Annotated in this window: 17 protein-coding genes, 2 tRNA genes and 4 riboswitches; of the genes, 11 read left to right on the top strand and 8 right to left on the bottom strand. The window is 56.0% G+C overall.

Features of this window, described 5'->3' with window-relative positions:
- Window positions 1-95: 95 nt before the first annotated feature.
- Complete coding sequence (locus HP555_RS03695; RefSeq protein WP_199263846.1) at window positions 96-770, top strand: LOG family protein; 675 nt, start codon at window positions 96-98, stop codon at window positions 768-770.
- A 26-nt stretch (window positions 771-796) separates the two neighbouring features.
- On the opposite strand, the gene HP555_RS03690 is transcribed toward HP555_RS03695, so the two are convergent.
- Both HP555_RS03690 and HP555_RS03685 read right to left on the bottom strand, forming a co-directional pair.
- Complete coding sequence (locus tag HP555_RS03690; protein WP_199263845.1) at window positions 797-1480, bottom strand: XTP/dITP diphosphatase; 684 nt, start codon at window positions 1478-1480, stop codon at window positions 797-799.
- 119 nt (window positions 1481-1599) lie between these two features.
- Window positions 1600-2139 (bottom strand): epoxyqueuosine reductase QueH, encoded by a 540-nt coding sequence (locus HP555_RS03685; protein WP_199263844.1) that lies wholly within the window; start codon window positions 2137-2139, stop codon window positions 1600-1602.
- A 449-nt stretch (window positions 2140-2588) separates the two neighbouring features.
- On the opposite strand from HP555_RS03685, the gene HP555_RS03680 reads away from it, so the two are divergent.
- Together HP555_RS03680 and HP555_RS03675 are read left to right on the top strand one after the other, a co-directional pair.
- Window positions 2589-2674: transfer RNA gene (locus tag HP555_RS03680), tRNA-Ser, on the top strand.
- Window positions 2675-2693: 19 nt separating this feature from the next.
- Window positions 2694-2786, top strand: a tRNA-Ser gene (locus HP555_RS03675).
- 101 nt (window positions 2787-2887) lie between these two features.
- On the opposite strand, the gene HP555_RS03670 is transcribed toward HP555_RS03675, so the two are convergent.
- From HP555_RS03670 to HP555_RS03650, 5 genes are all read right to left on the bottom strand, one after another.
- On the bottom strand, window positions 2888-4792 hold the full coding sequence (locus HP555_RS03670) for a TonB-dependent receptor plug domain-containing protein (RefSeq protein ID WP_199263843.1): 1905 nt from the start codon (window positions 4790-4792) through the stop codon (window positions 2888-2890).
- Between the two features lie 11 nt (window positions 4793-4803).
- Window positions 4804-6939, bottom strand: coding sequence for an adenosylcobinamide amidohydrolase (locus tag HP555_RS03665; protein ID WP_199263842.1), 2136 nt, complete (start codon window positions 6937-6939; stop codon window positions 4804-4806).
- Between the two features lie 52 nt (window positions 6940-6991).
- On the bottom strand, window positions 6992-7141 hold the full coding sequence (locus tag HP555_RS03660) for a hypothetical protein (protein WP_199263841.1): 150 nt from the start codon (window positions 7139-7141) through the stop codon (window positions 6992-6994).
- Between the two features lie 133 nt (window positions 7142-7274).
- A riboswitch (cobalamin riboswitch) is annotated at window positions 7275-7456 on the bottom strand.
- Window positions 7457-7621: 165 nt separating this feature from the next.
- Window positions 7622-8233, bottom strand: coding sequence for an anaerobic ribonucleoside-triphosphate reductase activating protein (locus tag HP555_RS03655; protein WP_199263840.1), 612 nt, complete (start codon window positions 8231-8233; stop codon window positions 7622-7624).
- Complete coding sequence (locus tag HP555_RS03650) at window positions 8217-10340, bottom strand: ribonucleoside triphosphate reductase (protein WP_199263839.1); 2124 nt, start codon at window positions 10338-10340, stop codon at window positions 8217-8219. The genes HP555_RS03655 and HP555_RS03650 overlap by 17 nt, the downstream gene beginning before the upstream one ends.
- A gap of 51 nt (window positions 10341-10391) precedes the next feature.
- A riboswitch (cobalamin riboswitch) is annotated at window positions 10392-10592 on the bottom strand.
- Between the two features lie 148 nt (window positions 10593-10740).
- A riboswitch (cobalamin riboswitch) is annotated at window positions 10741-10919 on the top strand.
- 156 nt (window positions 10920-11075) lie between these two features.
- Window positions 11076-11260, top strand: a riboswitch (cobalamin riboswitch).
- Between the two features lie 139 nt (window positions 11261-11399).
- On the opposite strand from HP555_RS03650, the gene HP555_RS03645 reads away from it, so the two are divergent.
- The 3 genes from HP555_RS03645 (at window position 11400) to meaB (ending at window position 16932) form a co-directional block, all read left to right on the top strand.
- The gene (locus tag HP555_RS03645) at window positions 11400-13535 is read left to right on the top strand and encodes a methylmalonyl-CoA mutase family protein (RefSeq protein WP_199263838.1); all 2136 of its coding nucleotides are present in this window, start codon (window positions 11400-11402) and stop codon (window positions 13533-13535) included.
- The gene (gene scpA / locus HP555_RS03640; protein ID WP_199263837.1) at window positions 13532-15712 is read left to right on the top strand and encodes a methylmalonyl-CoA mutase; all 2181 of its coding nucleotides are present in this window, start codon (window positions 13532-13534) and stop codon (window positions 15710-15712) included. Before HP555_RS03645 ends, scpA begins: the two co-directional genes overlap by 4 nt.
- Window positions 15713-15792: 80 nt before the next feature.
- Entirely contained in the window at window positions 15793-16932 is a 1140-nt protein-coding gene (gene meaB / locus HP555_RS03635) for a methylmalonyl Co-A mutase-associated GTPase MeaB (RefSeq protein WP_199263836.1), read from the top strand.
- A 152-nt stretch (window positions 16933-17084) separates the two neighbouring features.
- Here the strand turns inward: meaB and HP555_RS14185 are convergent, their stop codons facing one another.
- The gene (locus tag HP555_RS14185) at window positions 17085-17210 is read right to left on the bottom strand and encodes a hypothetical protein (RefSeq protein WP_269846854.1); all 126 of its coding nucleotides are present in this window, start codon (window positions 17208-17210) and stop codon (window positions 17085-17087) included.
- On the opposite strand from HP555_RS14185, the gene HP555_RS03630 reads away from it, so the two are divergent.
- From HP555_RS03630 to HP555_RS03610, 5 genes are all read left to right on the top strand, one after another.
- The gene (locus tag HP555_RS03630; RefSeq protein ID WP_199263835.1) at window positions 17209-17403 is read left to right on the top strand and encodes a hypothetical protein; all 195 of its coding nucleotides are present in this window, start codon (window positions 17209-17211) and stop codon (window positions 17401-17403) included. The two genes, HP555_RS14185 and HP555_RS03630, sit on opposite strands and share 2 nt — an antisense overlap.
- Window positions 17404-17820: 417 nt before the next feature.
- A complete protein-coding gene (locus HP555_RS03625; RefSeq protein WP_199263834.1) occupies window positions 17821-18069 on the top strand; it encodes a FeoA family protein in 249 nt (82 codons plus the stop codon).
- The gene (locus HP555_RS03620; protein ID WP_199263833.1) at window positions 18069-18308 is read left to right on the top strand and encodes a FeoA family protein; all 240 of its coding nucleotides are present in this window, start codon (window positions 18069-18071) and stop codon (window positions 18306-18308) included. Before HP555_RS03625 ends, HP555_RS03620 begins: the two co-directional genes overlap by 1 nt.
- The gene (feoB, locus tag HP555_RS03615; protein WP_233249237.1) at window positions 18305-20671 is read left to right on the top strand and encodes a Fe(2+) transporter permease subunit FeoB; all 2367 of its coding nucleotides are present in this window, start codon (window positions 18305-18307) and stop codon (window positions 20669-20671) included. The genes HP555_RS03620 and feoB overlap by 4 nt, the downstream gene beginning before the upstream one ends.
- 7 nt (window positions 20672-20678) lie before the next feature.
- Window positions 20679-20900 (top strand): FeoC-like transcriptional regulator, encoded by a 222-nt coding sequence (locus HP555_RS03610; RefSeq protein WP_199263832.1) that lies wholly within the window; start codon window positions 20679-20681, stop codon window positions 20898-20900.
- Window positions 20901-20937 lie beyond the last annotated feature (37 nt).

Below are 20937 nucleotides of genomic sequence, written 5' to 3'. Positions count from 1 at the left end.
CCATCATCTGGCTGCCTCTGCAGTTGCATGAAAAGACCTTATCACAACAGGCGGGGAACTTTTGCTCCCTGCCTGTTCTTTTTTAGCAGACGAACATGGATGATCTCAAAACTTCTGAAGTCTGGCGTATTTTTCGTATTCAGGCTGAACTGATCGACGGCATAGAAACTCTCGGGGACCTGGGTCCGGCGGTGTCGGTGTTTGGTGGAGCACGCTTCAGCAAGGACTCGCCCTACTATGAGGCAGCCCGGAGGACAGCTGAACTTTTGGTTCGTCAGAATCTGGCCGTCCTTACCGGTGGCGGACCCGGTATTATGGAGGCGGCCAGTCGCGGTTGCTTTGAGGCCGGCGGTACCTCGGTTGGACTGAACATCATCCTGCCCCGGGAACAGCATCCCAACCAGTACCAGAGTCGCAGTTTAACCTTTCGTTATTTTTTCATCCGTAAACTGATGTTTGTCCGCCACTCCATGGGGTATATTATTTTCCCCGGCGGTTTCGGCACCATGGATGAGCTGTTCGAGTCGCTCACCCTGGTGCAGACAGGCAAGATCCGTCGGTTTCCGATCATTCTTTTCGGTAACGGCTACTGGCAGGGCCTGGTCGAGTGGCTCCGGACGGAGATGCTGGCGCACAAAGCCATTGATTCGGACGATCTCGAGCTCTTGCATGTGGTCGATACTCCCGAGGCCGCCACCGATATCATTACCTGTTATATAGAACAATGTCGGCAGTTCGAGGGTGAAGAGCGACGCCGGACAGACCGGTGATCCTCTGGTTTATCCGATCGTTTGGCTCAGCACATACGCTCCTGTGACCAGTCATTATGCTCAAACTCACTGTGATCAGGTTTGGGCGGCTTGATTTCGGCCATACGTTGACGAAGCCAGACCAGTACTTTGGAAAACTCACCGGCAAATTCGGCCAGAGCCAGCCCACGGTGGCTGATACGGTTTTTCTCAGCCATCGATACTTCGGCAAAGGTTTTTCCCAGGACCGGTGAATAGAAAATCGGATCATAGCCAAATCCGGATTCACCTCGTCGTTCGTTGATGATTTCACCATCACAGCGGGCTTCCCAGGTCAGCGCAGGGCCGGATGGAGTGGCCAGTGATAACACGCAGACAAAGTGGGCGGCTCGATTTGTCTGTCCGGCCATTTCACGCAGCAGTTTTTCACAGTTATCCCAATCCGTGGCTTCCTGGCCGGCATAGCGGGCGGAGTAGACACCGGGGCGGCCGTCCAGCGCCTCCACCACGAGACCTGAGTCGTCGGCCAGACAGGGTAAACCCAGAACCTTGGCGTAATGCAGAGCCTTTTTATACGCATTTTCATCAAAGGTCTCTCCGTCCTCCACCGCCTCGGGCACGGGGCCGAAATCAGCCAACGACTTGACCGTAACCGAATATTCTTTCAGTAAGGCCTGGATCTCCTTCAGCTTGTTCATATTGCTGGTGGCAACCACGATGATGTTGTCCATTGTAATCTCCTTATGTTTGGCTTTGTGGCCTGAAGTTCTGAACATGCAAGGCCTAGCGTTGATCTTTTATTCAACAGAGCCATCCGTTGGCATGCGGTATACTTTCCTGATGTATCTGACTATTTGCGTTTCCGCCTGTCGTAGCGTTCCTGTTCACTGTAAATACACCCGCAGTAGGGCTGGCGGTACAGTCCCATACCCCGTGATTCGTCGATGCCCTGTTGCCAGCCTTGTCGGAAGTCCTCATAAAAAAATGCTGTCTGATACTGTCCGGCTAACTGTTCACACCGGGTACTGAGGAGCTGGTGATTTTGATACTTTGAGTAGAGCAGTGTTGTGGTAAAGGCCTCAAAGCCATTGGCTGCTGCCTTCTCCGCCGTCTGTACCAGTCGCATCTCATAACATCGGGAGCATCGTTCCTGTTCATGAAAGACCACCTGCCGCAGGTAGTCGGTCAAACCGTACTGCTCATCGATCTCCAGCGGAAATTCGGTTATTTCAGCAAACGTTTTTGCCGCATCGATACGGCGCCGGAACTCCTGGAATGGATGGATATTGGGGTTATAAAACAGACCGTGCACCTCATGGCCCTGTTCACGCAGGCGGTGCAGCGGATAAATGGCACAGGGACCGCAGCAGATATGAAGCAGAATCTTCATTGCGTACCCCTAGAGTACTTGAGAGAATGTCCGGGACGTGTGTGTTGCCATAAAAGTCGCCTGTTGGTGGTGTGATTGCAATGGCATTATAATAAACGCTTGTTCGAATTGTTCAACTGTCACGGTCTATGAAATTTGCTGCCTGGAAAAGCGATGCATGGTGTTGCCTGTCAGGATCTGGGCCGTGTCTGCTGGAGAACAGCTGTGTTGACAGTGTTGTCTGTTTTCGGCAACAGGCTATGTATCTCTTGTGGTGTGTCAGAAACAGATTCAGAACGTGATTGAGCCGAAGCAGACAAAAGTATCCCTTAAACAGCCACGCCGATGTACAAGTCAATGATTGTGTGGTACAGTTTCGTCGAATTTCGGTGATTGTCACGGACCGTTGTGAATTTCCCCGAGGTGGATATTGACAGAATTTCCATGAAATGTTATGAACATCCCGCTGTGGAGGGATGGCCGAGTGGTTGAAGGCGGCGGTCTTGAAAACCGTTGTGCGAAAGTACCGTGGGTTCGAATCCTACTCCCTCCGCCATACATACAATCAGAATTTTGGAGAGATGACCGAGCTGGCCGATGGTGCTCGCCTGCTAAGCGAGTGTGGGGGTTATACTCCACCGAGGGTTCGAATCCCTCTCTCTCCGCCATAGTACATCAGGATAAAATAAGCCCTTGATCTTCAAGGGCTTATTTTTTTGTATTGCGTACTGACCGGCATACATTCCTCCTGCACACTTTCCGTCGGTTTCTAAAAACTTACATTCAGGCCGGAAAGGACAAAAAAACCCTCATCCGGATACCCATAATGAATTTCGTAGCCGGTATCAAAGAGGTTGTTGATGTTGAGAAACCACTCTACTTTACGGTCACTAAGTGTGAAAGGTTGGATGATCTTACAGTCGACGCTCACGTAGCTGTCGAGCTGTTGTTCCTTTCGGTTTTCCATCTCGCTGTACTGCCTGCCGGTGTAACGGACCGAGGTTTCCAGCCGGGTTTCAGTGCGTGGAAGCGTGCTTTGCAGGGTGAGTTTGCCTTTGAGGTGCGGGGTGTAGGTTAGTTGGTTGCCGGTCTCCCTGATTTCGGAATCCTGGACGATCAGGTTGGCATCCAGGCTCAACCAGGCGGCAAAACTATATTTCCAGGTGGCCTCCAGGCCATGACGCCAGGCCTTGTCACCGTTGATCGGGCGATAGATCAGGTCGCTGCCGCGCTGATAGAGGATGGGGTCAACGGTCTCGGTACGGAACATGCTCAGTTGCACTGATTGGGCTTTGTCCCAGGTGTACTCCACACCGGTGTCAGCGGAGAGGATCTTTTCCTTGTTCAGCTCGGGATTGCCCCGGACCTGGTCGATGCTGCCATGGCTGGGCTGGTAAAGTTGGCCGAAAGTCGGGATGTTGACGCTGCTGCCGATGTTGGCCTTGAGCGACCAACCCTCGGCAAAGGCATAACGGATACCGGTGGAGAGTCCCGGGTTAAGACCAAAGTTACTGACCTGATCGCCGCGGGCACCGCCGGTCACAATCCAATCCTGCCACTTGCGGTCCACCTGAAGTCCAAGTCCGGCCGTGATCCGGCTGTGCCTGCCGGAGAAGGTGTGGTCAAGACGATCGTTCTCAACAAGGCCGCTGGTGCGCACGGTCCAGCGATCGGCCTCGTCATTCCAGTTGTACTCGCCTTTCATGCCAAGTTTATCGTCATCCAGGGTGGATATCATCCCGGATTGGCTTTGATCTTCCACTTCAATCGTTTCGCCGTACACGTTGAGCGCATAGTCACCGTCAGCTCCGACCGCACCACTGAAGCGGGCGTCAAGTGAAGCTTTTTTATAGGACTGGCGAGCGTTTGGCGTAGGATTGTCGAGCGGTCCCGGTGAGCCGTACTCTGAGGAGAGATAGCGTCCATCCAGCTCCAGCATGCGATCGTTTGCAAAAGATCCGTCCCAGTGCAGGAGAAGGTTGCCGCTGTCGAGGTCGTTGTTGGTCCGTTTGCCGTCACGATGTTTGCCGGTGGCCGAGGCCATGGCCGTTCCTGGTCCCAGTTTACCCTGGCCGCTGACACTGCCCTCAACCGTGCCATAGGAACCGGCGGCGGCACGGATCTTGGCAATCTGTTTTTGTTCTGCCTCTCTTGTTCCGGTGATGCCCCTGGTGACAATGCTGATGGCACCGTCGCTTGCTCCGGTTCCCAGCCACACCGGAACCGGCGGCTTGAACACGGTGATCGATTCGATCGTTTCGATGGGGATGGAGGAGAGGTCAACGCCGCCGTACTGGTTGCTGTTGATCGGACGGCCGTTCACCAGCACCAGCACTCCACCGGTTTTTCCTGAGCCCCGGATGGAGATTCGTGAACCAACGCCGCTGGTCTGTTTGACCTCCACACCGCCCATGTTGCCCAGGGCCTCCTCCACACTGCGGATATTGCGCTGCTCGATCTCCCGGCGGCCGACCGCCTCGACCATGGCAGGGTTGTTTGTTGCAAACTCGCGCAACCGGTCAGCAGTGACGACCATGGTCTCCAGCGTGGTTGTTTGTGTATCCTGGTGTATGACTTCGTGGGCACCCTGGGAGGTATGGGGGAAAAATAACAGGATGCCGCCGACAAAAACAGCGGCAGCAACAATGGAGTACGGCATGTTTACTGTTTGCATCTGTTGACTGGTCACTGGTCGGCCCCTTGGTTGAGGATCATGGAATTGCTGGTGGCGGAGAGGAAACCTCTGGGTGTATCTTTTGAATATGTTTGCCTGTCCGAAATGTTTTCTCCAACGGTTTTTTCGGTTGAGGCGTTTACTCCGGCCACGAGGACCCCAAAGGCCCTGGCCATGACAGAGGGCAGGGCGTCAGGGATGCTGATTGTTGTTGGAACCAGGTTTTTTCTGCCGGAAAGCCGTTCACCCATGGATACACAGAGCAGGTCAAAGGACTGTAGATCACTGATCAGGCCGTTTTCCTCTTCATCACTGATCAGCAGTGCGGTCTCGACAAAGCCCGCTATCAGGGGATCTACCAGGGCCAGCTCTAATCTGCGAACCAGCTGCTGTTCAGAAAGAGGGGAAGGGTAGAGCTGGGCCAACTGTTCCAGGCTCAGGTTACGCTCATGCAGCCGCTGCAGCACATCGCGTCCGGCGCGGATCCCATTCTGACCGATCAGGGCTTCGGTCACCCCGGCGTGGACCGCCCTGGCAATCAGTTCGCCGATCTTACCGTGGCCGCCGGTGTAGCTGACCGGCGGGCCCTCCCCCTGCACCACGATCATCGAGTCAGTACCGGTGCCGGTGGCCCGGTAGAGACGGGGGAGAGCAGTGCTGCGGATATCGAGATCAAGCAGGGCCGCGGTTTTTGCCTCGGTCGCCGTGATTATTGCCCGGGCCATGGCCGCTGCTGTCAGTCGGCGGTTGGTGAGCAGAAGGATATTGATTGTGCCTGAAGGGTAACTGTAGCCGATATCCCGGGACAGCCGCTGTGCATTACCCCGGACCCCGGCGGTCACCAGAGCCACGGCCTCCAGCCCGTCTTCACGCTGCACCTGCACTGAGAGGTTGTCCATGTCTGCACCGGTCATCATACCGGCATAGGTTTTCCGGTTGTAGCCGAGATTGGCAGCCACATCCCGGCGTACCTGTTCAACGCCGAACTGCATGTGCCCAAGGCTGGCATGCATCGGAATAAAGGTGTTGCCCACCGCCTGTACCGGTCCTCTGTTCTCTTCGGCAGTGGAGAGGATCACCTGGGGGGTGGTGAAACGGATCACCAGGGATTTGAAATCAGCATCATTGACCCGGTGGCTCAGTACATGCGCTGAGGCCACATAGGGCAGGGCCACGGTCAGCGGATGTTCACCCCTAAGAGTGTTGCTGCTGACCGCTTTACCGGTATCGGCCATGAGCTCAGGATGGAAGGAGGCGGCCAGCCATTGGACAGCCGCCCCCACATGGGGCGTCACCTGGCAGGCAACCGAGCAGGGCAGCTGGTGGATGGCCCGGTTGCGCACGGCTTCGACTTCTTTAAAGCCTTTCCGGCTGAGGATTGCCTGCACTGCCTCCATATTGCTGTTGCAGCCGTAGATGATTTGCGGGTTAAAGGTTTGCCAGGCCGTGACATCCACAGAGAAAAAGCCGCCGTCTTTCTCCCAATGGGGTGGAGTGCCGCCGGCGGCTCTGATCATCTCGTTTTGAAAAGAATCATCACCGGGACAGAAAAGTTTTTCCGGACCGGCTGCAACTCGTGCCACTCGTTTGCGCTGTTCCGGCGACAGCTCTTTGAGCCGGGATTGCACCAGGGCGATCTGTTCGCGGTTACGATCAATGATGACCTGTGCCTGCTGTTTGCGATCAACCAGGGCACCGATCGCGGCCATGCGGGCAAAACCGTCCTCAAGCGAGCCTTCCCGGAAGAAGAGAACCGTTGTCTGCTGCTGCGGATCATCCAACCACTGCTGCAGCAGGGAGCGGTGTGAGGTGGCGGCAATGATCAGATCGGGCCTGACGGCTGTGATCGCCGGCAGATCAGGATCGAAAAAGCCACCTATACTTTTGACCTGCAGGGCGCTGTGGTTGAGCAGGTCCTGGCGAGTCAGCCCGACCAGCAGCTCCGTACGATCCAGCGCGACCAGCAGATCGGTAACTGAACTGAGCAGACAGACCACCCGTTGGGGAGGAGAGGTCAGGGTCAGTTGCCGACCCAGACTGTCGGTGATGGTGAGGGGAGAGCCTGCGGCCAGGGCGTGGCAGGAGAAAAAACCGGTGGCGAGCAGAACCATCAGCAGAAAACGTAGACAAACAGTCTGAAGGCGCATTGGATTCTCCTGGATTAAGGTCTGTTGAGTTGCTGCAATAACCAGTAATTCGTCATGGTCCGCCGGGGTTCCACATCAGGGAGAGGCCACTGCGGTCCGTCGCCTGGTGTGGATTCAGAGGGGCGGTCCAGCCGGTTTTGAGTATGGTTGTGCGGAACAGGTCGGGCAGCAGAGAAAGCAGAAGAGTGGCACATCCTTGCATACGTTCCTCCCAGAGAAAACTGCACTGTCACCTGCGTTTGCACAAAAAAAATCCCGGATCGAAAAAACCATTCGATCCGGGATGTCCCTTTTTACCCGTGGGTATGATGCGAGCGTGCCTCCGTCCACGAAGCAGATGCTCAGTTCTTCAGGCAGGTCTTCTGACTTCCGGATCGTTCTACTTGCCGAGTCTTCCCAACCTTGTGGTCAGTGACATGGTACGGATTTCGTCCCCGGTTACAGCAGTGGGCCTGTCTCCGATTCGCACGGAGTTCCCTTTTGAGCTCCTGGGAGCACCTGAGAATAGGGTTTGTTTAGACCGTTTTCTCCGAAAGTCAAGAAGTATATTGTAGCGAAAATCTTCATAAGAGGCCGGATGCCACACAGTGTGGCCCCCATGTCAACGGGAAGACCCTTGAAAGAGAGGCAACCGGGGAAACCGGATCTTCGCTGGATCTGCCGGTCATCGCTTCTTTCTGGGTTACCGGGTGACAATCGGTTGTCGGCAGGGTTGCACAACGTACCCGGACCCCTCCGGCACCATTTTCTGAATCAGCTGCAGGTCTTCCGGAGAGAGCAGGGACTGGTCGTATGTGGTTCGGAAATGGTGTTTGACGCCGCTTGAGCTGACAAGGTGCATGGAGCAACGGATGGCGTTGACATCAACCTTGGTTCCGGCCAGCTCTGCATATCGTTCCAGTGGCGCTTTCAGGTCCATGGCCAGGTAATCGACCAGTCCCGCGCTCAGCAGTTCTGCCAGCATATCGGGATTGGAGCCGTTGGTATCCAGTTTGACCGGATAGCCCAGGTTGTGCAGTTCTTCGCAGAGTAACGGTAACGCAGCCTGAAGCGTGGGCTCACCGCCGCTGAGAGTCACTCCATCGAGTTTTCCCCGGCGCCTGGCCAGGTGATCAAGTATCTTCGCAGGAGCCAGGCATCCGGTCTGGCCCAGAGGGATCAGCTGCGGATTGTGACAGTATGGACAGCAAAAATTACACCCTTGCAGGAAGATAACCGCAGCCACTCTACCGGGATAATCAACAAAACTTGCTGGATGCCATCCGCCGACGGCAAGATCAGAAAGCAGAGTCATAGGTCGCCCGTGCCGCGAATTCCGCCTGCTTGCCCTCATGCCAGTGCTGTACCGGGCGAAGGTACCCCACGACCCGCGAATACACCTCGGTTTGCCCCTGGCACTGTGGACAAAGGGTATGTTCCCCGGTGAGATACCCGTGTTGGGGACAGATGGAAAAGGTAGGGGTCAGGGTAAAATAGGGCAGGCGATAGTTGCTGCATACGGTTTTAATAAAGGATTTCACGGTAGCAGGATCAATGGCGGATTCACCGATAAAGCAATGCACAACAGTGCCGCCGGTATATTTGGTCTGGATATCATCCTGGTGATCAAGGAGGGCGAAGATATCGTCGGTATAGTTGACCGGCAGCTGAGTCGAATTTGAGTAGATTGGTGTACCTTCTTCACCCGGGCAGAACAGTGAGGCACGCATGGCTGGAAAACGGCGGATATCCAGCCGGGCCAATCGGTGGCCGGTGCCTTCCGCCGGGGTGGCCTCCAGATTGTACTGGTTACCGGTTTCGCTCTGGAACTGTTGGAGGCGCATCCGCATGTGGTCAAGAATCCGCAGGGCAAAAGCCTTTCCCTCCGCAGTGCCGATATCCCTGTCCAGCAGGTTGAGGCAGGCCTCGTTGGTGCCGACAAGGCCGATGGTCGAAAAGTGGTTGTCCCAGTATCGGCCGAATCGCTGCTGAATGGCTCGCAGATAAAAGCGGGTATAGGGGTAGAGTCCCCTGTCAGTGAAAGTCTCCAGTATCTTGCGTTTTGTTTCCAGCGATGTTTTCGAGATCAGCATCATCTGATCCAGGCGCTTGAAAAAATCGGATTCATCTGTGGCCTGAAAGCCGAGGGCGGCCATATTAATGGTGACCACACCTATGGATCCGGTCAGTGGGTTGGCCCCGAAAAGGCCGCCGCCTCGTTTTGCAAGCTCCCTGGTATCGAGTCTGAGCCGGCAGCACATGGAACGGGCGTCATCCGGATGGAGGTCTGAATTGATGAAGTTGGCAAAGTAGGGCAGACCGTAACGCGCCGTGGTCTGCCAGAGTGCTTCCAGACCAGGATGATCCCAGTTGAAGTCGGCGGTGATGTTGTAGGTTGGGATGGGGAAGGTGAAAACCCGGCCACGGGCATCTCCCTCGGCCATGACCTCCAGAAAAGCCTGGTTGAGCATGTCCATCTCGTGCTGGTATTCGCCATAGACCGAATCCTGCTCCTGACCGCCGATCACGACCGGTGTCTGTTGAAGGCTGCTGGTCGGGGTAAGATCCATGGTAAGATTGGTGAAAGGGGTCTGAAAACCGACCCGGGTGGGGACGTTAAGGTTGAAGACAAATTCCTGGAGCGCCTGCTTGATCTCCCGGTAGGTCAGCTGATCGTGGCGGATAAAGGGAGCGAGCAGGGTGTCGAAGCTGGAAAAGGCCTGTGCTCCGGCAGCCTCTCCCTGTAATGTATAGAAGAAGTTCACTATTTGGCCAAGAGCACTGCGGAAATGTCTGGCCGGTGCACTTTCCGCCTTTCCCGGGGCACCGGTAAAACCGCTTAAAAGCAGATCACGAAGGTCCCACCCGACACAGTAGACGGACAGCAGGTTCAGATCGTGGACATGGAGATCACCGTTCAGGTGCGCTCTGCGAACCTCGGCGGGATAGATCTTGTTGAGCCAGTAGGTCCGGCTGACTTCACTGGAGATGTAGTTGTTCAACCCCTGCAGTGAATAACACATGTTGGAGTTTTCCTGCACCTGCCAGTCCAGCCGTTGCAGATAGCTGTCGATCAGGGACAGGTCCGTTCGGGTGACCATCTCCCGGATGCGGGCATGCTGGTCCCGATAGAGGATATAGGCCTTGGCCGTTTTTTTATACATGGAGGAGAGCAGAACCTCTTCCACCACATCTTGAATTTCCTCGACACAGGGGGCATCGGTATCAAGGAGGGTTTGGGCAACGGCCAGGGCATGTATGGTCAACCGCCGGGCTTCGGGGAGCCCGAATTCTCCGGTGGCCTGACCGGCTTTGAGAAGAGCGCTGGTGATCTTTCCCGACTCGAACGGAACCAGACGCTGATCGCGTTTTCTGATCGTGGTGAATACTTTGACAGAGGGTTGCAGACAGACGTGTGACATGGCTCTCTCCTTGACGCGAGGCAAGAGGGTGCAGGTGACAGCCGTTGCATGTGCGGCTGTGGTTTCACGGCAGGTCTTCGGACTTTCAGGCGATTGGGGAACCTACTGGTTGTCACTTCCCGGTCAACTGACCAGTGTCTTTGACAATGTTCGTTCCTGATTACCGCTGCGCGACAGTTCCGGATTTGCACCGGATTCCCTATTCTCCTCCTGGCTCTCAGGACAGGAGGAACCGCTTGACCACTATATATTGTGTTTTCAGTTTATGGTCAACACTAAAAAAGGCGTTGCCTGATGTGTTGTTACTGTACAGGAGGAGGTGCAATGCATGCATGATTACATCGCATCCTTCAGTTTTTTATCTTGACAGTCATGATCGATTTCGTTTTAGTGTCGGTATTCTGTTGTACCATCTTCAGGTTCCGTAAGGATAAAAGGGAACTCCGTGTGAATCGGAGACGGGCCCGCCGCTGTATTCGGGGACGAACGCTGCACAATGTCACTGGCTAAAAGGCTGGGAAGGCGCAGTCAGTAGGATGATCCGAGAGTCAGAAGACCTGCCTGAAAGATGACAGCGCTTTCCCCCTGGACCAGGGAGGGCACCGATACGTGGATAAACCAGGGCATCCCCGGATCAATCTATATTGATCCGGGGATTTTTTTTGTCGTTTTTTCATGGAAGATATTGGGGGAATGCTGGTCCGATGTAGTCAGGTAGTTCGGTTTTAACTCGTTGTTTTAGAAGAAAAAATCGGTGCCATTGTAATGGCCTAACAGGGAAGACGGTGCAAGTCCGTCGCGGTCCGGCCGCTGTAATCGGGGACGAAATCCGCCTTATGTCACTGGTCGATTTGATCGGGAAGACGTGGAGAGTAGGGTGATCCGAAAGCCAGAAGACCTGCCGGTTTTTTTGATCAGCGTAAGCGGCCGTGGTTCCCGTTGTTGATCCCAGCACTGTGCAGGTTCGAGGCCTGCGTGTTATCAGCGGTGCAGAGACAGGGGAACCCCCGGCCCGAAAGGGTCGGGGGTTTTTTGTTAACCAAATGACAAGGAGTAAAAATGGGAACAGCATTGGACATTCTTAAAGATTTTCCGGCCAACACCCATGCCGAGTGGCTGGCAGAGGTGGAAAAGCAGTTGAAGGGCAAGTCCTTTGACAAGACTTTGGTCAAAAAAACCTACGAAGGCATTGACATTCAGCCGATGTACTTCATCCACGACCTCGACGGTCTGCCCCTGGTCGATACCCTGCCCGGTGAGGCGCCCTACATGCGTGGTACCACGGCTTCAGGCCCCAGGGTCAATGCCTGGCACATTGCCCAGGAGATTACCCAGCCCGATCCCGAAGAGTTCAATCGTGCCGCCAGGTATGATCTCACCCGGGGCCAGAACAGCCTTAACATCGTGTTCGACCAGGCTACCTTAAATGGATATGACCCGGATCAGGCTCCGGCGGAGATGGTCGGCAAGGATGGCCTGTCGCTTGCAAGTCTGAGTGACGCCAAAGTTGCCCTGGAGGGTATCGACCTGACCGCCCACCCCTGCAGGATCACCTGCGGTGCCACGGGGATAGCCCAGACAGCACTGGTTGTTGCCCTGATTGAGGACCAGGGACAGTCGCCTGCTGATCTTGAGGGTTCGCTGGTGGTTGATCCCCTGGGTGTACTGGCCGTTGCGGGAAAGCTGCCCTGTTCTTCGGCCGAGGCCTACGACCGGATGGCGCAACTCACCCTGTGGGCCATGGAGCATGCCCCTAAAGTGCGTACAATCACCGTTGGCACGGAAGATTACCGTAACAGCGGCGGTAATGCTGTGCAGGATATTGCCTATGCCCTGGCCACCGGAGTGGCCTACATCCGCGCCCTGCTTGAACGCGGACTTGGCATCAACGATATTGCGGTGCGCATGAACTTTGAGTTTGCAATCGGCAATGACTTCTTTATGGAAATTGCCAAGTTCCGCGCTGCACGAATGGTCTGGGCCCAGGTAATCGACTCCTTCGGTGGTAATGCCGAGGCTCAGAAGATGTATGTTCATGCCCGTACAGCCACGTGGAACAAGACCGAGGTGGACCCCTGGGTAAATATGCTGCGCGTTTCCACTGAAGCTTTTTCCGGCATTGCCGGTGGTGTCGACAGCATGCACGTCGGGCCTTTTGATGAGATCTTCCGCACACCCAACGAGTTTTCCCGTCGTATTGCCCGCAATGTGCAGATCGTGCTCAAAGATGAGGGCCATTTCGATAAGGTGATCGATCCGGCCGGCGGCTGCTGGTATGTGGAGAAGATAACCGCCCAGTTGGCCGAGAAGGCCTGGAAGCTGTTCCAGGATATCGAGGCAGCCGGCGGCATGCTGGCTGCACTTGAGAAGGGGATGCCACAGGAAGGGGTGGCTGAGACAGCGGCACAGCGAGCGAAAAACGTTGCCACGCGCACTGACCGGTTCGTCGGCACCAACATGTATCCGAATTTGCAGGAGAAACGCCAACTGGCCGAGCCTTTTGATCATCAGGGGTTCCGCGAGAAAAGGACACAGGCGCTCAAGGCCCATGCGGGCAGTATCGACGACCAGGCCTGCGCTGCGGCCCTGACAGCCATCCGCGAATGTCGCTCCACTCTTGACAGTACAGTTATGGCCCAGACCATCAAGGCTGCCCGCCGGGGAGCCACCTTGGGTATGGTGGCCGGTGCTCTGCAGAAAGAGGCCGGGGAGATCGCCGTTCAACCGCTCAACATCCATCGCGGTGCCGAACCCTTTGAAAAGATCCGTCGTGCCACCGAGGATTACACGGCCCGTACCGGCATCGTTCCCAAGCTCTTTTTGGCCAATATGGGGCCCATTCCCCAGCACAAAGCCCGAGCTGATTTTTCCACCGCCTTTTTCAATGTCGGCGGTTTTGAGACCATCGGCAACAACGGCTTTGGCACCGTTGACGAGGCAGCCAAGGCTACACTCGATTCTGGAGCTAAAGCCGTGGTCATCTGTTCCACTGATGCCACGTATCCGGATATTGTCCCTGCACTGGCGCAACAGCTGAAAGCTGCTGATCCCCACATCATGATCATCCTTGCGGGATTCCCTAAAGAACATGTGGATGCTTTTAAGGAGGCAGGCGTGGATGAGTTCCTCCATGTTCGTGTCAATGCCCTGGAGCTGCTCACCAAACTGCAAAAACATCTGGAGGTGATCGCATGAGTTCGCCTGACTTTACCACCATTGGATTCAAGCCTGTCTCTGCGCCCATGGATTATCAAGCCTGGGCAGCCAAGGTCAAGAAGGAGACCGGCCTCACCGCCGAAGAACTGGCCTGGCGCACGGTCGAGCAGATCGATGTCAAACCGCTCTACACCAGGAAAGATTACGACGCCCTGGACCACCTCAGCTACATGGCCGGCATCCCGCCCTACCTGCGCGGCCCCTATGGCACCATGTTCGTGCAGCGCCCCTGGACCGTCCGTCAGTACGCCGGGTTTTCCACTGCCGAGGAAAGTAACGCCTTCTACCGCCGCAACCTTGCAGCCGGTCAGATGGGGTTGTCCATCGCCTTTGATCTGGCGACCCACCGGGGCTATGATTCTGATCACGCGCGTGTGGTCGGCGATGTGGGCAAGGCCGGTGTGGCCGTTGATTCGATCCTGGATATGAACGTGCTCTTTGCCGGTATCCCGCTCGATCAGATGACGGTGTCCATGACCATGAATGGTGCGGTGCTGCCGATCATGGCCTTCTACATCGTTGCCGCCGAGGAACAGGGGGTGAAGCAGTCGCAACTGGGCGGCACCATCCAGAACGACATCCTCAAGGAATACATGGTGCGCAACACCTACATCTATCCGCCGGCGCAGAGTATGCGCATCATCTCCGACATCTTCGCCTTTACCTCGAAGAACATGCCCAAGTACAACAGCATCAGCATCTCGGGCTACCATATGGAGGAGGCGGGCGCCACCTCGGACATCGAGATGGCCTACACCCTGGCCGACGGCTGGGACTATGCCCGCGCTGGTGTTGCCGCCGGCATGAGCATCGACACCTTTGCTCCCCGGCTGTCGTTTTTTTGGGCCCAGGGCATGAACTACTTCATGGAGATCGCCAAGATGCGCGCAGCCCGGGTGCTCTGGGCCAAGATCATCAAGAGCTTCAATCCGCAGAACGTCAAATCCCTGCCTCTGCGCACCCACAGCCAGACCTCGGGATGGAGCCTCACCGAGGGCGACCCGTTCAACAACGTCTGCCGAACCGTCATTGAAGGCATGGCCGCGGCGCTCGGCCATACCCAGTCAATGCACACCAACTCGCTGGATGAGGCCATTGCCCTGCCCACGGAGTTCTCGGCGCGCATTGCCCGTAACACCCAGCTGTATTTGCAGGATGAGACCAACATCCTGCGGCCGGCTGACCCCTGGGGCGGTTCGTTTTATCTGGAGGCCCTGACCGGCGCCATCATGAAGCGCGGTTGGGATTTAATCCAGGAGATTGAGAACCTGGGCGGTATGGCCAAGGCCATCGAGACCGGTCTGCCCAAGATGCGCATCGAGGAGGCGGCGGCCCGCCGCCAGGCGGGCATTGACTCCGGCCGGGAAAAAATTGTCGGTGTGAACAGCTACTGTCTGGACAAGGAGGAAGCGCTCGACACCCTGGAAGTCGATAACACCGCGGTGCGCGAGTCCCAGCTCAAACGGCTGGCCAAACTGAAGGCCGAGCGCGACGAGCCCAAGTGCCAGGCTGCATTGAACGCCCTGACCCACTGTGCCGATACCGGCGAGGGGAATTTGCTGGCGCTGTCGATTGAGGCGGCGCGAGCACGGGCATCACTTGGCGAGATCTGTTTTGCTTTGGAAAAGAAATGGGGGAGGCATACGGCCGTGATCCGATCGATTTCTGGTGTCTACAAGGCGGAGTTCAGCGAGAAGGAAGAGGTGCAGAAGGTTATCCAGATGACCAAGGAGTTCGAGGAGCTGGAAGGCCGTCGGCCGCGTATTATGGTGGCCAAGATGGGACAGGACGGCCATGATCGAGGCGCCAAGGTCATTTCAACAGCCTTTGCCGATCTGGGTTTTGATGTTGATATCGGCCCGTTGTTTCAGACTCCGGAGGAGGCTGCCCGCCAGGCGGTGGAGAACGACGCCCACATTGTCGGTTTCAGTTCGCTGGCAGCCGGCCACAAGACGCTGTTGCCTGCTCTGGTGGAAGAGCTCGAAAAACTGGGCCGACCGGACATCATGTGTGTCATCGGGGGCGTCATTCCGGCCCCGGACTATCAGTTTCTGCGTGACCACGGAGCAGCGGCCATCTTCGGCCCCGGCACGGTCATCCCGGTGGCGGCGATGAAGATCCTGGAGGAATTGAAAGCCAGACTGCACGGTGAGTAAGGCGCATCCGTTAAAAGGGGTGTCTTTGCGCCACTGTGCCGGGGCATCCCTTTTTCAACCCTTATATATAAGGAGAGGCAATGACATCGAACACCAAAATGCCGGAGTGGGCTCCGGAGGGTAACTGTGAAGGGTTTGCCTGCCGAGTAATGGATGGGGTGGAAGCGGGTCATGATGGGATCAGCACCTACAATGGCACGGGAAAAGGGAGTAAAATCGCTGTTCGTCATCGTCGCCCGCAGCTTGATGCCGAGCAGTATGCCGAGGGCGTGCTGCGCGGTGATCTGGCCGTGCTCGGCCGGGCCATCACCCTGGTAGAGAGCAATGCGGCACAGCATATCGAAAAGGCTCAGGAGGTGTTGAAAATCCTCCTGCCCCACACCGGTAACTCTCTCCGGGTGGGTATCACCGGTGTGCCTGGCGTGGGCAAATCGACCTTTATTGAGACCTTTGGTTGTCATCTGGTTGAACAGGGACACAAGGTGGCGGTGCTGGCGGTGGATCCATCCAGCTCCATTTCCGGTGGCTCGATTCTCGGCGATAAAACCCGTATGGAGCGGTTGAGCAAGGAAGAGCGTTGTTTTATTCGTCCATCACCTGCCGGTGTCACCTTAGGTGGAGTGGCGCGTAAAACCCGTGAAACCATGCTGGTCTGTGAGGCTGCCGGATTCGATGTGGTCCTGATCGAAACCGTTGGTGTGGGGCAGAGTGAGACCACGGTCCGGTCCATGGTCGATTTTTTTCTGCTGCTGATGCTGGCCGGTGCCGGTGATGAGTTACAGGGCATCAAGAAGGGGATCATGGAGTTGGCTGACGCCCTGGTGATCACCAAGGCCGACGGCAAGAACAAGCTGATCGCCCAGACCGCACGGGCTGAATACGAGCGTGCTCTGCATTACCTGCAACCCTCCACCGAGGGCTGGGTTTCACATGCCTACACCTGTTCGTCCGTGACCAATGAGGGCATTGACGAGATCTGGAAAGTGATCCGTAAATACCGTGATATCACGGGTAAGTCCGGTGTGTTTGAACGCCACCGCAAGGAACAGAATATCAAATGGGTCCATGAGATGGTGGATGACCACCTGCGTTCGGTTTTTGCCAGGCATCCGGAGGTCAACCGTATCATTAAGGATGTCGAACGCAGCGTGGCTGATGGCGAACTGCCGGCGGTGGCGGCGGTGCAGCAACTGATCGCCGTGTTCGAGTGTAAAGTCTGAGCAGTGCCATCGCATTGATTTGTCCTTTAAATGAAGTCCCGGTAACTTTTCTGTGCCTGATAATTGTATGTGTTGCCATGTTACTCCGGGTGTCTCTGTTTGCCGACGGAGCACCTTGTCAGTTGTATGGCCGGAAGGTTACCAGGGCTCATTTAATTGACCTGGAAAACAGTGCCGTCCTTGAACAGGATAATGAAGAGCATTTGAAAAGACAGACTGCGAAGAGATTCCAGCACAATGATGTACTGTGCAAAAGAGTGCACAGGAGGAGAGAGCATGAAAACAGCACAGATCACCCTTGAACTGTCAGGAGAGACGCTGGAAAACCTGTTGTATCTCGCAACCCGTCTCCAGCGGCACCCCGATGACCTGACCGTTGATCTCCTCCATGCGGCAATTAAGGCCTCCATGGACAGCGCCGATGCCCAGACTTCTCTCATGATGCAGCCGTCTAACGGTATCCTCCAATAATCGATCTTCTTGTCAACATGTGGCGCCCCGGTTTGGTTGTAAACGGTGCGCGCAGATGTACTTCTCTCCGGCCGACCAAAAATCACAGTCCGGCTATCTTGCAGCGAAATAAACATTGCCGGCAGCATCTGCCAGGATGCGGCGACCGACGACCTTTTCACCGGTTATCCCGACCAGTGTGATTGAGTTGAAACAATCCACCAACGCCTGAAACACCCCATATTTTTAAAATGAGCCTGCTTTTGATGGTTGACAATTGAGCCGGGACCGGCTATTTAGGTAGTCCTAATTTAGGTAATCCTAAGCAAGTTAGCGGTTCGTTATCCGGGTGCACCTGTGTGGCCCGGAATTTATTTCTTTAGGGCAAGATTGTAACTTCACAGCATCATCTCAAGACAACACCTTTGGGGGCAGATCATGGCGAACAGTTATATTCCTTCACATCCCCTCGTTCTTGCCGGTGAAGGCGAGGTGGTCAAAGTTGTTTCCCTGCGTGGTGGCCACAAGTTTCGGGGGCGCCTGTTGAGTATGGGCATCAATGTTGAGGACACGCTTGTGGTTGTGCACAAGCAGCCCAGCGGTGCTGTGCTCATTGAAAAATCCGGGTGCCGGTACGGTCTGGGTGGCGGTATGGCGCATAAAATTAACGTTATCAAGGTGGAGTAGTGGAAAAAACACTCAATGAAATTGCCGTGGGCCAGGCAGGAACCGTTGTCGGTTTTACCCGGAAGGCCGGGGGATATCGCCAGAAGCTTCTGGCAATGGGGCTCACCAAGGGGACTGCGTTCAAAGTAATACGGGTGGCCCCGATGGGGGATCCTGTGGAGATTTCGGTTCGGAACTACAGCCTCAGTCTGCGCCGGGACGAGGCAAAGACGCTTCTGGTTGCGGAGGGTGATAAGTGAGCACTCATACCTTTACCATTGGTGTTGTCGGCAACCCGAACTGCGGTAAAAGCACCCTGTTCAACTGTCTGACCGGTGCCAAGCAGCAGGTCGGCAACTGGCCCGGGGTGACAGTTGACCGCAAGACCGGCTGGTACCAGGACGGCGACCGGAAGGTGGTGGTGATCGATACCCCCGGTATCTACTCTCTGGCCGCCTCAAGCCTGGATGAGCAGGTAGCCAGCGATTTCATCCTGTCCCGCGAAGCCCATCTGATCGTCAACATCGTTGATGCGTCCAACATCGAGCGCAACCTCTACCTGACGAGCCAGCTGCTGGAAATGGGTGTGCCCATGATCATCGCGCTCAATATGATGGACATGGCTGCCGAGCGTAAACTGTCCATCGATGTCAAGGGCCTGGCCGAGCGGCTTGGCTGTCCGGTCATCCCTCTGGTTGCCTCAAAGGATGAGGGTGTTAAGGAGCTGAAAGCGGCGATCCTCGCTGCAGTCGAAACCATTGCCGCGCCGACAGCGGAGTTGATCTACCCGGAGCCGGTGGAGGCGGCCAGAGAGAGCCTGGCGGTTCAGCTTAAGGAAGCCTGCGCAGCCACGAAGCTCGATCCGCACTGGCTGGCGCTTAAGCTGCTCGAAGGCGATCATCATGCGGCATCACAGGTCTCTTTGCGTCAGGAAGTCCTCGACACCGTCAGGACCCTGCAGGATAAGATCGAGGAAGATCTGGATGAAGAGGCGGATATTGTCATTGCCTCGGCCCGTTATGGCTTTGTTTCCTGGCTGACCCGCGATCTGATCAAAAAGCAGGGACAGGCCGGTGCCGCCCTGTCCGACCGTATCGACCGGGTAGTGCTCAGCCGGGTGTTTGGTATTCCCGTCTTTTTGATGGCCATGTATCTGATGTTCATGATCACCATCAATATGGGCGAGATATTTATTGATTTTTTTGATGAGCTGGCCGGTACGATCTTTGTAGACGGGCTGGGTGAACTGCTGAGTGGTTTCGGCACCCCCGAGTGGCTGGTTGCCGTTCTGGCGACCGGTATCGGCAGCGGTATCCAGACCATGGCCACCTTCATCCCTCCCATCGGCTTCATGTTTCTCTGCCTTTCTGTTCTGGAAGACTCGGGGTACATGGCACGGGCCGCCTTTGTTATGGACCGGTTTATGCGTTTCATCGGCCTGCCCGGAAAGGCCTTTGTCCCGATGCTGGTCGGTTTCGGCTGCAACGTACCGGCGATCATGGCCACCCGTACCCTGGAAAACGAGCGCGATCGTATCCTAACCATCATGATGAACCCCTTTATGTCCTGTGGGGCGCGCCTGCCGGTCTATGCCCTTTTTGCGGCCGCCTTCTTTCCCACCAACGGGCAGAACCTCGTGTTTTTTCTGTATCTGATCGGTATCGGCTTTGCTGTGCTCACCGGTCTTATCCTTAAAAACACCCTGCTCAAGGGCGAGACAACCCCATTTATTATGGAGATGCCGCCGTACCACCTGCCTTCGGTACGCACCGTCCTGATGCGCACTTACGATCGCCTCAGCTCCTTTCTTTTCCGAGCAGGCAAGGTGCTGATTCCGGTGATCATGGTACTGTCCATCCTCAACTCTCTGGGCACGGATGGAAGCTTTGGCAACGAAGATGCCGACAAGTCCGTGTTGGCAGCGGCCAGCCAGGTCATTACCCCGGCCCTTGAGCCGCTTGGCGTCAGTGCTGAGAACTGGCCGGCCACGCTCGGTGTGTTTACCGGTATCTTTGCCAAGGAGGCTGTGGTGGGCACCTTGAATGCCCTGTATGCCGGTTTCGATCAGCAGGAGCAGGCGGAAGCCGAGGCAGAGGAGAGCTTTGATTTCTGGGGCGGCATTGCTGCGGCTTTTGCCACCATCCCTGAGAATGCACGGGGTATGCTCGACACGCTGACCGATCCGCTCGGCCTGTCGATAGGTGATGTCAGTGATCTGTCAAGTGCTGCCGAAGAGCAGGAGGTCAGTGAGGCAACCTTTGGCTCGATGGTGCGCCTGTTCGGCAGTCAGAGTGCCGCCTTTGCCTACCTGCTGTTCGTGCTGCTCTATTTCCCGTGCAGTGCCGCCATTGCTGCGGTGTACCGGGAGACCAACCTGGCCTGGACCCTTTTCGCCGGCTTCTGGACAACCTTTATGGCCTATCTGGCCGCCACCCTCTTTTACCAGGTGGCTAACTTTACCGCTCATCCGCGTTATTCGGCCACTGTCATTGGCGCTGATCTGGTGGCCCTTGCAGCTGTGGTTCTGGCCCTGTATCTGGTCAGCCGTTCACGGCAACGACAAAAGGCCGGAGCTGTTGTGATAACACCCGGTGCGGTAGCCGGCTCGGCAGGAGAACAGTGAGGATGCTATGGATCTGATTCAATTAAAAAAATACCTGCAGTCACGCAAGATCGTACCCTTGCAGGACATGGCGTTACATTTTCAAACCGATACTGAAACCGTCCGTCCGCTGCTCGACGTGTGGGTCAACAAGGGCAAGGTGCGGCAGCGTCCTGGTTCAGCTGCGCCCTGCAAGGGGTGCTGTCAGTGCGACCCGGCAACCATCGAGGTGTACGAGTGGATTGAATAGGTTTCGGGCTGCACGTACCGCCTGTTGATCAACCTTC

Origin of the sequence: Desulfobulbus oligotrophicus, from assembly GCF_016446285.1 — a bacterium.
Taxonomy (GTDB): domain Bacteria; phylum Desulfobacterota; class Desulfobulbia; order Desulfobulbales; family Desulfobulbaceae; genus Desulfobulbus; species Desulfobulbus oligotrophicus.
This window is presented reverse-complemented; position numbering and strand designations above follow the sequence as displayed.